A 16,318-nucleotide genomic window follows, 5' to 3' on the forward strand; every position below is an offset into this window, starting at 1 on the left:
GTACATTACGGGTGGCGAAGGAATCGTGAGGAATTTTTGTAGTAATAACACGAGTCAGCCCCTCTAGTGAGGGGCTGACGTTTTCATTATAAAGGTCGATAATCAAAATCATAATCGGCTGGGCTAGGAGCAACATTTGAGTTTTCTAAAGCTGGGGTATCTGGTCTAGCAATTTGGTAAACGGATGCCCCAACTATTTCAGCAACGTTTTGAAGTTTTTCTTTACTTATTTTATCTAGAGTATCTTCAGGAGAGTGATACCAAGGCTCAAATGGAGCATGGATAAACAAGGCAGATGGAATTCCTTTCTCAAAGAACGGAACATGATCACTCCGGCCAAGCTGTCCGTAATCTACTACTTCCGAAATTCTTGCTCCTGCTGATGCACCAATGTCGGTCACAAGGTTTTTCTCTCCGTCCGGAGTGAACATGATTAAGTCTCCAGCATCTTTACTTCCTACCATATCTAATTGAAAATGAGCGACGCTATTTTCAATTTCCTCATCAGATAGCGTGTCTGCATAATGATAGGATCCTAATAGCCCTCTTTCTTCAGCTCCAAAAGTTACAAATCTTAGTTCCGTATCTGTAGGTGTCTTTGCTAAAATTCTTGCTAATTCCAGCGTTGCTGCTACGCCTGAAGCATCGTCATTTGCACCTGGCCCATTTGGCACAGAATCGTGGTGTGCCCCAACTGTTACGATCTGACCATTGTCTTTATTAGGGTGAGGTTCTTTTTTTGCTATAACATTATAAGATGTTTTGGCTACAAAATTTGCATTTTCAACTGATAACGTGGCTGTTATTTCTTTGTTCTGGAGGCGTTCCACTAACTCAAGTCCATCTTCCCGAGTAAGAGCTATAGCAGGTATATCCTGTCCAAGGTAAACAGATCCAAAGTTGTTGCCTGACTGACCTTCAGCATTGTACATGACAACACCTATTGCGCCTTTTTCTAGAACGTTTTCTATTTTCTCGTAAAATGTGTATTGACCTCTTTCAATTAATGCGATCTTCCCTTTGACGTCCTCACTCACTTCTTCAGGTGAAGCCAAACCAACAAACTCAAGTTGAGAAGTTACACTTTCGTTAGCAGATGCGTAAAAGGATCGAGTATCACCTGTGAAATCTCCACCTTCAATAGAGAGGGTGGAAACCCCTGGATCCCAGTCATACATGGTAAACGGCTGTAATTCAGTATCATACCCGTACTCTTCAAACTGGTTTTTTATGTACTGTACAGCTTCATATTCCCCTTCTGTACCTGCAACCCGTGGCTGTTTTGACAACAAAGCAATATTGTCATACATATTATCAACCTTGATTTTTTTGATTACCTTGTTGTCAAAAGCGTGATCTGAAGGATTGTTAGAGGTGGACGATGCGGCATTTGCTGAAAAGCTAACAGGACTTAGTATGAGACCTGCTGTCAGCATTACCGCCATTGTTTTACGATACAAATGGAATTCCCCCTTTTATTTGATATACAAGGAACATTATTCCATCGATCGAATAATCTGTAAATTGTGTCTTTTTTTAACGTTTCACCAAATATCTAAGGGTTTCCAACTATCTACCTATGAAAACCTGTCTGATTAGATCTATATTTGCTGATATTTGTAGAAAGAATGTGACAAAGGAATCAAATCGTAAATCGGTGCCTGTCACCACCCGCTTTTTCGGTTATTTTGTCGAACATCAGTCCATGTCATTTATTCCTTCATTTTCTGGATTGTATCTCACACCGTTTCGTAATCCGACAAAGAAGGTGACTTTTTCGTCTTTATCACCGTAACCTTCAACCACTATAATCTGTTCTGGAATATCTGCTGGAAGTGTCACGGTATTACTAGCTAACGTTTTAGATTTCAGTTGCTTTTGTGTGCTATTTTCATAGTAGGACACAACATATTCATAAGAAGAGCTAAACGTATTGGATATGGAAAAAGATAATTTTGCTGGACCCTGATAAGTGAATTTGGTCCCGCCAATATCAGCAAGAGGTAGAATTGTTGGTTTGGTATCTGTATGACAACCATTATATGTATATCCTTCGGTGCAATAGTCTGTGCTGATCTTCTTTGTATCATTTTCTAGTGTTACTTCAGCTACTGGTGTACCGTTTTCTTCAATATAATCGATTACGTTGTTATTAGCGTTACTCTCAACTATTGAAGGTATATATGCGGCTCCTAATACTACAACCGGTACAAGGGGCAAAAGGAAAGAAGTTTTCTTATGTAAGCCATTATAAAAAATCAACTCGTCTAAAATGAAGTAAACGCATGCGATGCCGAGTGGAAACAATTGTATATATCCGCTGTCTCCTGAAAATAAATGTGTATTGAACAAAAGAATTCCAGCAACATAAGCGGGAATAATATGTAGAAATAAATTTGCCCAAAAGCGGAATCGATTAAGGTTTCTAGTAAGAAAACCTGCCAAAATATTGACGGGTGTACCGATTAACAACATGATGGGAACACCAACCAACGTAAACCAGAAGGTCGTTACCATACCTTCAGAAGATAGGAATAGTCCTGAAGCTAATAAAAACAGGACATAAATAATAACTGCTAGAATAGAGATCAATGTTTTCTTAATTAGCATATTAAACACGCATCCTTTCAATGAATATAAACCAATATTTAGGAGTGAATAAAGTATATCACAATTATTGTTAGTTATGTGAAATGGTGAGCATAACATTGAGTAAAAATAGTAGTTTGGTTATAAAACTCTACATACTCAAGCTATTAACATTAGTTACTTGTTATTTTCGCAATATTGTGTGATAGGATGATTGTGAAGATAACTAAAAACTGGAAAGGGGTATGACAATGAAGTTTGATTACCACACGCACCATGAACGATGTGGTCATGCTGAAGAAACGATTGAGGAATACATAAAAGCTGCGATCAAAAATGATTTACAGATGATTGGCATTTCAGATCACTCCCCCTTCTTTGCGAGTGAAGAGGATGTCGCGATGCCTGGAATCGCGATGGCAAAGAGTGAATTTTCTTCTTATGTGGAAGAGGTGTTGAAGCTTAAAGAAAAATATAAAGGGAAAATTGACGTGCTACTTGGCGTGGAGTCAGACTTTTTCCGAGAACATTACCCTCTATATAAAATGATCTATGATAAATATCCTTTTGATTACATCATAGGATCTGTTCATTTCAGTGGAGAAACGAATATATTCAACAAAAAAAGATGGGAAAATGTAAGTGAAGAAGAGGTGAAGAAACAAAAAGAAGAGTATTATCAACTAATCGTTGAATCTGCTGAAACTGGTGCTTTTGATATTTTAGGTCACATCGACGCGATGAAAGGCTACTATCCGGAATTTACGAATGTTCATACTCCTGAGGTGGAAAAAGCGTTGAAGCGCCTAGGGGAAGTAGAGGCAACGATTGAGGTTAATACGTCAGGAAAACACAAAGAGTGTGGTGGATGGTATCCTGCGAACGATATGTTGGAATTGGCTTGCCACTTCGGCGTTGGGGTCACATTTGGTTCTGATGCGCACTGGCCAGACCGCGTTGGGGAAGAGTTTGAAGAAGTGCGTGCAAAACTAAAGGAGATTGGATTTAAAAACTGGACGATCTTTAAGGAACGTAAGAAACAGTTGGTGGAATTGTAAGGAGAAGGGGTCAGGATGGGGTCTGGCCCCATCCTGACCCCTTCATCCACCAATTGTCTTACGAATTCCGAGAACCTTCTCCAATTCTGATCTTTTTTGGTTTTCGGCAAGAATGTAGAGTACATCATGTACTTTGATTTTCGTATCACCAGAAGGTGCGATTAGTTCATCTTTTCGAATGATGGCACTCACGAGAACTTTTTCGGGAAAAGAGATGTCGGATAGTTCTTTTCCAATGAGCTTAGAAGATGATGTGATCGTGTAAGGAATCATCTCTGCATTTACTGTTGTTGATGAAACAAGTTCAAGTGAATGGGATGGAACATGAACCTCGGGACCAGTAAGTCCAAGACGTTTTGCTACATAAGGAATGGTTGTTCCTTGAATGAGAGCTGACGTCATTACGATGAAAAAGATTAAATTGAAGAATAACTGACTGTTGTCGAGCCCAGCTAATAATGGAAATGTTGCGAGCACAATTGGAACTGCACCTCTTAGTCCAGCCCAGGAGAGAAACGTTTTTTCTTTGAATGTGAATTTGAATGGAATACTTGATATAAAAGCAGCAACTGGACGTGCGATAAAAATCAGAATGAATGATAATGCGAGCCCTTTTAGAACGATCCAAGTTGAAAATAGCTCAGAAGGAAAGACAAGAAGGCCAAGCATGATAAACATCAGAATCTGCATCATCCATGCGATTCCATCGTGAAAACGGAAAATGGTCTGACCGTATGGGAGACTCTTCGTATTCCCAAGCACAAGCGCAGCAGCATAAACAGCAAGAAGTCCACTTGCATTAACAAGGTCTGTCAGGCTGTATGTAAACAAAGCGATTGCAATAGAGAAGACGGGATATAAGCCGTTTGAACCGAGATCAATGTTTTTCATGGCCCAAGAGGCAGCGAATCCTAATAGGATACCTAGTATGAGCCCAACTCCCATTTGCCAGAAGAAGGAAAGTAGGAGTGAAGCGCCAAATGTTTTCTCACCTATGGCGAGTTGAAGAAGAGAAAGGGTCAAAAACATTGCCATCGGATCATTTGAGCCAGATTCAGCCTCCAGTGTTGATTGAAGTTTGCGCTTGATATTTTTACCTTCCATCACCGCAAATACAGCTGCTGCATCCGTTGAACCAACAATAGCACCTAGAAGGAGTGCCTCGTTCCATGTGACTTCGAGAAGTAGTTTAGCTGCTAACCCGAATAGTCCTGCCGTAATAAGGACGCCAACAGTTGCGAGCGATAACGAAATCGGTAGAACGGATTTGGTCCTACGCCATTCCGTTTGTAAACCTCCATCGAATAAAATGAGAACAAGAGCTAGTATTCCAAGTGATTGAGTAAGCGAAGCGTTATCGAAGTAGATAAACCCAAAACCATCACTGCCAAACAGCATACCCACGATAATAAAAAGCACAAGGGCAGGCACACCTACTCGTGATGAGAATTTCGCCATAATCACGCCACCTATTAAAAATAAAGAACTAAACAATATGACCGTATTTGTATCCATTTGTGTTGCTCCTTCTATCATTCACATCAATCTTTGAGCATTGTGCGATTTGAACCAATAGTTTTAAGTGTTTCACTTTGTAACGAACGTATACTTTTTGTTTTACTCCACTGAATTTTATCATAGCAAAGGTGCTGTCACTACTATTCTGTATTGTTTGCAGATGGGGACAGGATGGTTCCAGGTAGGGGACAGGTACTATGTCGTAAAAACTCCTCCTAACCAATAAATAAATTAACGGCTCATAAGAAAATAGATTCTAACCAAGTACTGGAGGATTATTAAAGGATGTCGCGAATTGAGTTTATGAGTCTAATGAATAATAAAGCAAACCCCTGATCTCTTTTTAAGAGTAATCGGGGTTTGCTTGTTTCTATATGAAGGAGGAAACGAACGAATGCAAAAACCTAAGAAAATCATCTTGGACTGTGACCCGGGGCACGACGATGCCATCGCTATGATTCTCGCCGCGTCAAATCCTCATATTCAACTAGAAGCCATCACGACTGTCGCTGGAAATGTGGAACTAGAGAAAACTACGTTAAATGCGCTTAGGATGTGCGATATTCTAGGGTTAGAAGATATTCCTGTCGCTCGAGGTGCTGAACAGCCTCTCGTTAGAGAAAGAGAGATCGCGCCGACCATTCACGGTAAGACAGGACTTGATGGACCCATATTTCCAGAGGTTCCGAAGAAAGCGGTTGTCGATCAACATGCGGTTGATGTAATCATTGAGAAAGTGATGGCTTCTAATGACGATATTTATCTTGTCCCAACCGGCCCTCTCACAAACATTGCTCTTGCTATTCAGAAAGAGCCTAAGATCGTAGAGAAAATAAGGGAAGTTGTTTTGATGGGTGGGGGAACGTTTGGGAACTGGACACCAACTGCAGAATTTAATATATATGTTGATGCTGAAGCAGCAGACATTGTATTCAAGAGTGGGGCATCCGTAACGATGTTTGGGCTCGATATCACACATCAGACGATCGCTTCCGAGGCGATTCTAAAACAAATTTCTGAGATTGGAAATCCAGTTTCACACCTTGTTAGTGAGCTATTAATCTACTTTTCTAAATCATACAAACAGGTATTTGGATTCGATGGCGCTCCGATTCATGACGCATGTACGATCGCATATTTAATCGATGACTCGATCTTTGATTTTGAGAAGGTGCATGTAGATATAGAAACAGAAGGTAACTATACGTATGGCACAACGTGCGTCGATCGCTTGCATGTAACGGGAAGAGAGCCAAATGTGAAGTTTGCACACCAACTTGATTATGAGAGGTTTTGGAGGTTGATAGTAAGTGCGTTGCGTGGAGGGTGACCCGAGTCGGTTTTTCGGTAGTTTTTATAATAGTGAATTTGCGAAGCGAATCCAAGTTTTTGTTGGGTTCGCTTCGTGCTTTTAGGAGGCGACCACAGGCACCACTCGAATTATGTCGATTTATGCTTTGATGTTGTGCAACGTGTTTTCTATGTCTACACTTAATATAAATCGTATTTATTTAGCGGGGTGTGTAAGCGATTACATGAAAACCATTACTTCTAGTAACGTATCTCTTCAAACAAAACTATCATTGATGATTCTAGTTCTTCTTTTCGGTGTATTGCTGATCCTAGGGATTATTTTTACGGATTTATATTCATCTAATCTAGAAGAACAGATGGGAGAAAGAGCATTAAATGTTTCTCAATCAGTGGCAATGATGCCGGCTGTGGTGGAGGCGATGGAGTCAGACAATCCAACCGCTGCCATTCAGCCTATTGTAGAAGAGATTCGTGTAAGAACTGGCGCGGAATTTATTGTTGTTGGAGATCAAGATGGTATACGAGTAGCTCATCCAATTGCTGATCGAATTGGTCAGCACATGGTAGGTGGAGATAGCCAGAGAGCTTTGCATGATGGAGATTCGTATGTTTCGAAAGCGGAAGGGTCCTTGGGTTCTTCTTTAAGAGGGAAAACTCCTATAGTAGCAAATGGAGAAATTCTGGGTATTGTTTCAGTTGGGTTTCTAATTGAGGATATTGAAAAAAAGATCAATCGGTTTGAACTAAAGGTGGCTAGCGTAGTTGCAGGAATATTAATTATCGGGCTGGTAGGCGGTTTTCTGATAGCTAGAAATGTGAAAAAATCTATTTTTGGGCTGGAGCCTGGTGAAATAAGTGCCATGTACCTCCAACGAAACGCCATTCTGGAGACGATAAGAGAAGGAATTATTTCAGTAGACTCTAGCGGAAAGATTACACTGGCGAATCAGGAAGCATACAAGCTATTAGATCGTGATAATAAGAATGATCTAGTAGGAGAGGATATAATCTCTGCACTTCCAAGCACTAGAATGATGGAAGTATTAGCTTCTGGTAAGTCCCATCACGATCATGAGATTCGAATAGGGAAAAATGCTGTTATTGTGAATCGAATCCCAATTATTCAGCATGAGGAAATAACAGGTGTCGTTTCGAGTTTTCGTAGAAAGACAGAAATAGAAGAATTATCTCGACAGCTCTCGCAAGTACAAAGCTATGCAAAGGTCCTCAGGTCTCAAACGCATGAATACTCTAATAAACTTTATACCATTCTTGGGTTAATCCAATTAGGTTCTTCTGATGAAGCAATTGAATTGATTCATAGGGAGACAGTTGGTTATCAAGAAGTTGTGGAGTTATTAATAAATACAGTGCCGAATGCTACAATTTCAGCATTACTTTTAGGAAAATATAATAGAGCACATGAGCTTCGTGTAGATTTTACTATCGATGATGAAAGCAGTATGAGTGATTTGCCACATCATATTGAAGCAGAGAAAATCGTTACCGTTCTTGGGAATTTAATAGATAATGCCATGGAAGCTGTTATCGCAGATTCAAATAAGAAACGAAAAGTTCATTTGTTTTTGACTGACTTGGGGAATGATTTGATTTTCGAAATTGAGGACTCTGGACCGGGGATTAAAGAAGAGTGGTTAGATCAAATGTTTGAGAGAGGATTTAGTAGCAAAAACGGGGAAGATCGTGGTATCGGTTTGTATCTTGTTAAGAATACTCTTGATAATATAGGTGGAACCATCACTATTTCTAAAAGCAGATACAACGGTGCTGCTTTCACAGTTTTTATTCCTAAGGGGGAGCAGAAGCATGGGTGATATCGAAGTATTGATTGTTGAAGATGATGAGAGAATTGCTAGAATTAACCAGAGATTCACGGAAAATATTCATGGATATTGCGTCATGGGAATAGCTTCCTGTATTGTGGAGGGCAAAGAATTATTAGACATTATACAACCTGATCTAGTTTTATTGGATATCTATTTTCCAGAAGAAAGTGGGCTCGATTTTCTATGGCACATAAGAGAGCACTACAAAAACACTGATGTAATGATGATTACTGCAGCAAAGGAAGTCGATGCAGTTCAAGAAGCTCTTCGAGGAGGAGCCATTGATTACATCATTAAGCCGGTGATTTTTGATAGGTTTAAACGTACACTGGAGAACTTCAAACAGACTCGAGGGAAAATAAGTAACCAGCTTACCATTAATCAAGAAGAAGTAGATGATTTGTTTGTAAGAAATGATTATGAATTAGCTACAAAAAGTAGTGAAGTACCCAAGGGAATCGACCCGTTAACACTTTCGAAAATGGAAAGGATTCTACATAAATATTCGGATGGAGGCATCACTGCTGAAGAGGTGGGTGATGTAGTTGGGTGCAGTAGGACAACCGCAAGAAGGTATCTAGAATATATGGTATCAACTGAAAAGGTGAAAGCAGACCTTTCTTACGGAACGGTTGGTAGGCCCGAACGTCGTTATTATACGAATCAAACGTAAAACGATAACGAGCTATCTTCAATGGTTCGTATTAATTGAAGATAGCTCGTTTTATTATGAAGCTATATTCTCATCTTTCTTGTTGTCGCGCTTTTTGTTGGCTCGCTCTTTAATCAATGGGACAAGTAGTGATAAGAGTGAAAGAATAAGAAGTGAAACTGTCACATTACTATTCAAAAATGTAAAATAGTTACCATTTGAAATGGTGAGCGCCTGACGAAACGACTGCTCCATCATGCCTCCGAGAATAAAAGCAAGAATTAACGGCGCGGCAGGAAAGTTTAGCATTCTCATAATGAAACCAATAATGCCAAATGCCAAAAGCAGAATAAGATCAAAGGTGCTAAAACTCACCCCGTAAACACCGATCATACAAAAGACAATGACAAGCGAGATGAGCAATGCCTTTGGTATGTATAAGATACGAGCAATAAAAGGAATAAGAGGGAGGTTTAACACGAGTAAGAAAATATTCCCTAGATACATGCTTGCGATCACTCCCCAAAATACATCGGGATGATCCGTCAGCATTAAAGGGCCGGGCTGAACGCCTACAACTAATAGAGCGCCTAGAAGGACAGCGGTTGTACCTGATCCTGGTATTCCTAGTGTTAACAATGGAACGAATGCTCCACTTGTGGCAGCATTGTTAGATGTTTCAGGTGCTGCTAGTCCTTTGATGTTCCCTTTTCCAAATGTGGAAGGGTTTTTTGATATTTTCTTCTCCGTAATATACGACATAAAGGAAGCAATTGTTGCACCTGCCCCTGGAAGAACACCAAGAATGAAACCTAGAACCGAATGACGGGCAATTGGACCAGAAATTTCTTTAGCTTCCTTTCTAGTAATTTTCAATGATCCGACGTTTGAGTTTCCGTTCAACATTTTTGTGTTTCTGCTCAATATCATCGAACAAACTTCTGCCAAAGCGAACAACCCGAGTGCAATAATAAGAAAATCGATTCCTTCTAGAAGATTAGGAAGACCGAAAGTAAAGCGCTCTGTACCTGTTTGCTGGTCAATTCCAATAGTAGCAATCATTAAACCTATTGTTGCTGATATAAGCGCTTTGATTGTGGACCCGTCTGATAAACTAGCGATCGCTGTTAATCCTAGTAGCATGAGTGCGAAGTATTCTGTCGGTCCAAAAGAGACAGCAAATTTCGCCATAAGTGGAGCGACTAACATTAATCCGATTACGCTTATAGTACCACCAGCAAAAGAGGAGATGGCTGCAATGGCAAGAGCTTTGCCAGCATGTCCTTGTTTTGCTAGAGGATAACCGTCAAACGAGGTTGCAACTGTACCTGAAATACCAGGAGCATTTAATAGAATAGATGAAGTAGATCCCCCAAATACTGCTCCATAATATACGCCTGCCATTAAAATGAGTGCTGAAGAGGGGTCCATTCCGTAACTTAACGGAATCATGATCGCAATCGCTGAGATTGGACCAAGCCCTGGTAACATTCCAATAAGAGTACCTGCAAGAACGCCTATAAATACAAAGAGGATATTTTGAAATGTTAAAACAACCTGGAAACCATATAGCATGTTAGAAATCGTATCCATGATGTTTCCTCCTTTCTAAAAGGGAAGTATCCCTTGAGGTAAATAAATCTGCAGCAGATAATTAAATGACACATATAGAACGAATGTAAAAACAATTGTAACCGTAATCAAAGCTTTCCAATTCTTGTATCCTAGTAATCTAGACGTAGAAAGTAAGAATAAGGTTGTAACTAAGACAAAGCCCAGAATTTCGAATAGAAGGATATAAACAAGGATCAGTCCAGCTACAGCTAGAAGTATTAACACTTCTTCTTTCTTTAATTTGCTTTTCTTGTGGTCATCGACAGGATTTTTAATGAACAATAGAATGGATAATAGTGCTAGTAAAAAACCAAGTCCCTTTGGTAATGCGTCTGCATCAATAATTGCGTAAGGGAATGTAGGAAGCTGATAACTAAGTAAGAGATAGAATGAAGATATAAGAAATAAGACGATAGATACTTTCTGTTCAACGCTTTTTATCACTACACATACACCTGCCTCGTTTTGAGAAATGGGCCAGGATCAACTGGCCCACATTAGTTAAATTTATTTTGCTATCCCGACTTCATCCATTAGCTTTTTCATAGTGTCATATTCTTGATCGAGAAAGTCTTGAAATTCCTCGCTAGACATATAGTTATCTTTCCAACCAAAGTTATCACGTTGCGTTTTCCATTCATCCGTTTTCATCATATCTTTGACGGCCTGTTCATAGAAAGAAACAGCTTCAGGGTCCATATCTTTTGGCCCCATGATTCCTCTCCAGACGACAAATTCACCATCAATTCCCTGTTCTTTGAGGGTAGGGAATTCGGATACAGTCTCACCTTCTAGAGGCTCAGGAGATGTAATAGCAAGGACTTTAACTTTACCTGCTCGGGCTTGTTCCGTTGCTTCTGCAAGACCCGTAGAGTATACATCGACTTTATTTCCGAGTAGCATGCTCATGCCGCTTCCATCCTGTGCAGATACATATTTGAGTTGTTTAATGTCTACACCAGCTGCTTTGACTGCTTTTACGAAAGACATATGATCCATGCTTCCTGGTGATGAGTCACCAACTACCGATACGGAGCTCGGATCTTCTTTTAATGCATCAACGAGGTCGTTCATAGTGTTATAAGGTGAATTAGCAGGAACGACAAATGCTGAATAATCGGCAATCACGCCTGCAATTGGAGTGAAATCATTATGACCAAGGTCCGACTGACCATTTAATGGTACAAATAAAATAGGTGGTGATGTGACAAAAAGAGTATGATTGCCACCCTTTTTATTTATGTACGACCATCCGACTGCTCCACCACCACCGGGCTTGTTTGCGACAGCTAATCGCTTATCAATAATATTCTCTTTCTCCATTACTTTTGAGATTGTTCGAGCAGTTGTGTCCCAACCTCCGCCAGCTCCTGCTGGTGCAATCATTTCAATTGGCTTCTTAGGGCTCCAACTTTCTTCTTCACCAGAGTTCTGCCCTGATGTGTCATTGCTTCCACATGCACTTAATAGTAAGGCGCTTCCAAGAAGTAAAGAAGTAAAAAGATTCTTTTTCAACATTAATTCCTCCTAATTGTGTAATCGCTTACAATGATTTGTTATTCCAACTATATAAGTTGTGGTGATTAATTATAAGAAAACGAAAATAAGATAGGTTTCTTTCTTTATGTGTTTTTTGTTCATAAAGTTCATGACGAGGATCGGGAGAAAAGCATCAAGATGAAACAAAACTACATCACTACCAACATAAATAGTCACAATATTTAAAAATCATCCCAAACTCATAGATACATAGTCCTTGAAAAAGCATGTATTTTATCTCAAGCGGTACTAAGGTGGTATAGACGACTATAACGGAAGAACGTTACTCTTTAAATAGAAGTGATTCGATGGTCATTGATTAAGGAGGAAGGCTTAACCGGTCTGAAATTCGTACAAAAGAGGAGGAGCAAATGAGAAAAAAGACGGTGTCTGTCGTTTTATCAACCATACTTGGAACATCGTTACTTCTGCCAGGTGCAGGGGTAGACGCGAAAGGGCCAACCATTGAAAGGGAAGGGAAGCATAATCAGCATCAGACTTTAAAGAAGCGTCATCCTGTATTTTCGTGGGGGAATCCAGGACCAACTTCCCCCGTTCTTCACAACGGTTCTGTCAAAGGAGCGGGCATGCGAGTTGATCCCTTAACTAAGATTGATGAGGTGCTAGAGACCGCCATTGATGAGCAAGTTATGCCTGGTGCTGTGGCGTTTGTGGCAAGGCGAGGACATATCGTAAAAGAAGAAGCTTACGGCTATGCAGCTCAGTATACAGACGATTCTTTTACTGAAATGGATGATCCTGTGAAAATGGAAAGAGATACGATTTTTGATTTAGCTTCAATCAGTAAGATCTTCACCACAACAGCTGCGATGACACTCTATGAAAAAGGATTGTTCCACCTCGATGACCCGGTGGCTAAGTACATCCCGGAATTTGCTTCGAACGGAAAAGAAAGCGTTACCATAGAACAACTCATGACACATACGTCTGGATTTAAGCCCTGGGTTCCGCTTTATAGCATCGATGGATCCCGAGAAGAACGTATGCAATATGTGTTTCACTATCCACTCGAGTCAGAACCAGGTACAGAGTATACATATAGTGATCTCAACATGATCACACTCGGTGCGCTTGTAGAAACATTATCAGGTATGCGTCTTGATGAGTATGTGGAAAAGGCGATCACAGAACCCCTTCGTATGAATGATACGTTCTATAATCCTGACCCGAAACTAATAGACCGTATCGCCGCAACAGAATATCAACCGTGGACGAATCGAGGGCTTGTTTGGGGGGAGGTTCACGATGAGAATGCCTGGTCGTTAGATGGAGTGGCCGGTCATGCAGGGGTCTTTTCAACTGCTTCAGACCTAGCTAAGTTCGCTCATATGTTTTTGATGGAAGGTCGTTATGGTGGTACTAGGATCCTAGAACCTGAAACCGTACAGCTCCTTACCGAGAATCGTATTCCTCAGTTTCCGGGTGATGACCATGGACTAGGTTTTGAACTTCAGCAAGGCTGGTTTATGGATGCGTTGACTGAAAGTACGACGCTTGGTCACACGGGGTACACCGGAACGTCTCTTGTCATCAGCCCTTCGAATCAAACGATTGCAATCTTATTAACAAATCGCGTTCATCCTACGAGGGGAACGGTATCCACATCCCCTACGCGTAGAGCATTTGCCAGGCAGGTGGCGGACGCGATTCCGGTCGCTATGCCAAAAAAAGCTGATCCGTGGTTTGCTGGATACGGTGACAAGGCAACAAAACACCTTACTGCAAAAGTCGATGTGAATAAAGATTCTTCGTTTTCTTTTCATACATGGTATCAATTGGAAGCAAACTATGATGTAGGAAAAGTTGAACTATCCGAGAATGGAACAGATTGGACTGAGTTAACGGTGCTTACTGGCAATAGTGATCGGTGGGAAAAGAAAAAACTGACTGTGCCAGAGGAGACAAACTATATACGCTTTTCTTATGTTACGGATTCGTCCGTCAATAAGCGCGGATGGTATGTCGACCATATAGAACTAAACGGAAAACGTCTCAGATTCACGAGTGATGAGTGGGTTAAACGTTCGTATTGATTTTAAGTAGGAGGGAAAGAAATGCCGAAAAATGGTAAACAGTGTTTTGTTTTTTTACTAGCTTTCGTATTGATCGTTTCACAAGGGTGGATGAACCCGGGTAACGCTCAAGCAAAAAAGAATAAGGGGCATGATCGAACGGACTTGATCTTGATGCAGAATGTTCCAGAAGTAAAAACAACTATAGAGGGAGATTCGATTCAGTTAAGTGCTCTCCACATCTATGACGACGGACATTTTATGAAAACATCAGACAAGCTAAGGTGGAAATCCTCAAATAAAAACGTCGCGTCTGTTGATAAGGACGGAATGGTTACGCTCAATGGGCATCCAGGTCGTACGTTTATTTATGTATCAGACGGGAGAGATCGCGATCGAATTGCGATACATGCATCGAAGTCACCAAAGTTAATCAAAGAAAGAGGAATGAAGTACGATGTTATCCAACGTGCGATCCATAACATGACGCTCGAAGAAAAAGTTGGACAGATGTTGATGCCAGATTATCGAACTTGGAACGGTGAAGATGTGACGGAAATGTTGCCTGTGATTGAGCAGCAGGTGAAAGACTATCATCTTGGCGGAGTCATTTTATTTAGAGAGAACGTGGTCACGACAGAGCAAACAGCAAGACTCGTTTCTGATTACCAGGAAGCTTCTGAGAAATATGGATTGTTGATGACAATTGATCAGGAAGGTGGAATCGTGACGCGCCTTCAATCGGGCACTGATATGCCTGGGAACATGGCTCTTGGGGCAGCGCGATCTGAGGAAGTCACCGAAGATGTAGGTCGAGTGATTGGTGAAGAACTTGCTTCCCTTGGTATAAACATGAACCTTGCACCAGTACTTGATGTGAACAATAACCCTGACAATCCTGTTATAGGGGTTCGGTCGTTTGGCGAAGATCCTGAGTTAGTCGCAAAGCAAGGGATCGCGTATACAAAAGGGCTGCAAGAATCAGGCGTAGCTGCAACGGCGAAACATTTTCCGGGTCATGGGGATACCGCGGTTGACTCACACCTTGGACTACCTGAAGTTCCTCACGATAAAGAACGTTTGAAAAAGGTTGAATTATACCCATTTCAGCAGGCTATGGAAGCAGGAATCGATGCAGTCATGACAGCTCATGTCACGTTTCCGAAAATTGATGACACAAAGGTGATATCCAAAAAAGATGGCGAGGAAATTTCATTACCCGCTACGTTATCAGAAAAAGTATTGACCGGACTTATGCGGGAAGAGATGGGTCATGAAGGAGTCATTATTACTGATGCGATGAACATGGGTGCAATCGTGGAGCACTTTGGCTCTGTAGATGCTGCGGTACGTGCTGTGAAAGCAGGAACGGATATCGTATTGATGCCGGTTGGTTTACCTGAAGTAGCAAGTGGATTATTAGATGCGGTTCGATCAAGAGAAATTTCAGAAGATCGTATCGAGGAGTCAGTCGAACGAATTTTGACCTTGAAAATAAAAAGAGGGATTATTAAGTCTGAGAATTCAGAAGACGTTGAAGACAAAATTCAAGATGCGCTAGATACGGTTGGATCAGAAGAAAACAAAGTTGTGGAAAAGACTGCTGCAGAAAAGTCCATCACGCTCATTAAAAATGAGAATGTTCTACCTCTCAGTAAACAAAGTGACGAAAACGTAGTGGTTCTGGGGAGAAGTTTCATTGATTCTCTTGGAGAAGCTGTGAAAAAACATCAACCGAACGCAACAGTGATCAGCCTTGCTTCGAATTACGAATTAACAGAAGAACAGCTTGATGTCGTTGAATCGGCAGATAAAATCATTGTTGGGACGTATACGTACAGTATTGGTACCCGTTCTGAAGACCATCCGCAAATGAAGATGGTCAACCACTTAATGGAAACGACAGAAGCATCAGTAATCGGAGTAGGGATTCGAAATCCATACGATATTATGGCTTATCCAGAGATCGATAGTTATCTTGCACAATACGGTTTTAGAACAGCTAGCTTTGAAGCTACAACCGCAACTATCTTTGGTGAACATGCACCTTCTGGGAAGTTACCTGTTACGATCCCGGGTGTGGAAAATGATGTTCTTTATCCATTCGGTCACGGTTTAACATACTAAACTAATCTGAGAAGAGAGCTTTTACCT

At 40.8% G+C, this 16,318-nt stretch carries 12 protein-coding genes; 6 read left to right on the forward strand and 6 right to left on the reverse strand.

Annotation, left to right across the window (positions count from 1 at the left end; translation table 11 throughout):
• Positions 1-86 precede the first annotated feature (86 nt).
• A complete protein-coding gene (locus SJY16_RS03060) occupies positions 87-1,460 on the reverse strand; it encodes a M28 family peptidase (protein ID WP_377887605.1) in 1,374 nt (457 codons plus the stop codon).
• A gap of 238 nt (positions 1,461-1,698) precedes the next feature.
• On the reverse strand, positions 1,699-2,610 hold the full coding sequence (locus SJY16_RS03065; RefSeq protein WP_377887606.1) for a hypothetical protein: 912 nt from the start codon (positions 2,608-2,610) through the stop codon (positions 1,699-1,701).
• 230 nt (positions 2,611-2,840) lie between these two features.
• Between SJY16_RS03065 and SJY16_RS03070 the strand changes: the two genes are divergently transcribed.
• Entirely contained in the window at positions 2,841-3,647 is an 807-nt protein-coding gene (locus SJY16_RS03070; protein ID WP_377887608.1) for a histidinol-phosphatase, read from the forward strand.
• Positions 3,648-3,689: 42 nt separating this feature from the next.
• On the opposite strand, the gene SJY16_RS03075 is transcribed toward SJY16_RS03070, so the two are convergent.
• The gene (locus SJY16_RS03075; RefSeq protein ID WP_377887609.1) at positions 3,690-5,162 is read right to left on the reverse strand and encodes a potassium/proton antiporter; all 1,473 of its coding nucleotides are present in this window, start codon (positions 5,160-5,162) and stop codon (positions 3,690-3,692) included.
• 397 nt (positions 5,163-5,559) lie between these two features.
• On the opposite strand from SJY16_RS03075, the gene SJY16_RS03080 reads away from it, so the two are divergent.
• The 3 genes from SJY16_RS03080 to SJY16_RS03090 all read left to right on the forward strand — a co-directional run bounded on the left by SJY16_RS03080 (position 5,560) and on the right by SJY16_RS03090 (position 8,999).
• Complete coding sequence (locus SJY16_RS03080) at positions 5,560-6,495, forward strand: nucleoside hydrolase (RefSeq protein ID WP_377887610.1); 936 nt, start codon at positions 5,560-5,562, stop codon at positions 6,493-6,495.
• Between the two features lie 151 nt (positions 6,496-6,646).
• Positions 6,647-8,314 carry an ATP-binding protein gene (locus SJY16_RS03085; RefSeq protein WP_377887611.1) on the forward strand — a complete coding sequence of 556 codons (1,668 nt, stop codon included), beginning with the start codon at positions 6,647-6,649 and terminating at the stop codon, positions 8,312-8,314.
• Positions 8,307-8,999, forward strand: coding sequence for a response regulator (locus tag SJY16_RS03090; RefSeq protein WP_377887612.1), 693 nt, complete (start codon positions 8,307-8,309; stop codon positions 8,997-8,999). Before SJY16_RS03085 ends, SJY16_RS03090 begins: the two co-directional genes overlap by 8 nt.
• A 54-nt stretch (positions 9,000-9,053) precedes the next feature.
• Here the strand turns inward: SJY16_RS03090 and SJY16_RS03095 are convergent, their stop codons facing one another.
• The 3 genes from SJY16_RS03095 to SJY16_RS03105 all read right to left on the reverse strand — a co-directional run bounded on the left by SJY16_RS03095 (position 9,054) and on the right by SJY16_RS03105 (position 12,110).
• The gene (locus SJY16_RS03095; RefSeq protein ID WP_377887613.1) at positions 9,054-10,571 is read right to left on the reverse strand and encodes a tripartite tricarboxylate transporter permease; all 1,518 of its coding nucleotides are present in this window, start codon (positions 10,569-10,571) and stop codon (positions 9,054-9,056) included.
• 15 nt (positions 10,572-10,586) lie between these two features.
• The gene (locus SJY16_RS03100; protein ID WP_377887614.1) at positions 10,587-11,036 is read right to left on the reverse strand and encodes a tripartite tricarboxylate transporter TctB family protein; all 450 of its coding nucleotides are present in this window, start codon (positions 11,034-11,036) and stop codon (positions 10,587-10,589) included.
• 63 nt (positions 11,037-11,099) lie between these two features.
• A complete protein-coding gene (locus SJY16_RS03105; protein ID WP_377887615.1) occupies positions 11,100-12,110 on the reverse strand; it encodes a tripartite tricarboxylate transporter substrate binding protein in 1,011 nt (336 codons plus the stop codon).
• A 392-nt stretch (positions 12,111-12,502) separates the two neighbouring features.
• Between SJY16_RS03105 and SJY16_RS03110 the strand changes: the two genes are divergently transcribed.
• Positions 12,503-14,185, forward strand: a complete 1,683-nt coding sequence (locus SJY16_RS03110; protein WP_377887616.1) for a serine hydrolase domain-containing protein — start codon at positions 12,503-12,505, stop codon at positions 14,183-14,185.
• 21 nt (positions 14,186-14,206) lie between these two features.
• Positions 14,207-16,291, forward strand: a complete 2,085-nt coding sequence (locus SJY16_RS03115; RefSeq protein ID WP_377887617.1) for a glycoside hydrolase family 3 protein — start codon at positions 14,207-14,209, stop codon at positions 16,289-16,291.
• Positions 16,292-16,318 lie beyond the last annotated feature (27 nt).

This window comes from Alkalihalobacillus sp. R86527 (assembly GCF_042466185.1).
Classification (GTDB): Bacteria; Bacillota; Bacilli; order Bacillales; family Guptibacillaceae; genus Guptibacillus.

Bases quoted from the DNA above. Each gene is read 5' to 3' on its own strand.
- SJY16_RS03075 (WP_377887609.1), bottom strand. From the start codon at position 5,162: ATGGATACAAATACGGTCATATTGTTTAGTTCTTTATTTTTAATAGGT.
- SJY16_RS03110 (WP_377887616.1), top strand. From the start codon at position 12,503: ATGAGAAAAAAGACGGTGTCTGTCGTTTTATCAACCATACTTGGAACA.
- SJY16_RS03090 (WP_377887612.1), top strand. From the start codon at position 8,307: ATGGGTGATATCGAAGTATTGATTGTTGAAGATGATGAGAGAATTGCT.
- SJY16_RS03095 (WP_377887613.1), bottom strand. From the start codon at position 10,571: ATGGATACGATTTCTAACATGCTATATGGTTTCCAGGTTGTTTTAACA.
- SJY16_RS03080 (WP_377887610.1), top strand. From the start codon at position 5,560: ATGCAAAAACCTAAGAAAATCATCTTGGACTGTGACCCGGGGCACGAC.
- SJY16_RS03115 (WP_377887617.1), top strand. From the start codon at position 14,207: ATGCCGAAAAATGGTAAACAGTGTTTTGTTTTTTTACTAGCTTTCGTA.
- SJY16_RS03085 (WP_377887611.1), top strand. From the start codon at position 6,647: ATGTCTACACTTAATATAAATCGTATTTATTTAGCGGGGTGTGTAAGC.
- SJY16_RS03065 (WP_377887606.1), bottom strand. From the start codon at position 2,610: ATGCTAATTAAGAAAACATTGATCTCTATTCTAGCAGTTATTATTTAT.
- SJY16_RS03105 (WP_377887615.1), bottom strand. From the start codon at position 12,110: ATGTTGAAAAAGAATCTTTTTACTTCTTTACTTCTTGGAAGCGCCTTA.
- SJY16_RS03070 (WP_377887608.1), top strand. From the start codon at position 2,841: ATGAAGTTTGATTACCACACGCACCATGAACGATGTGGTCATGCTGAA.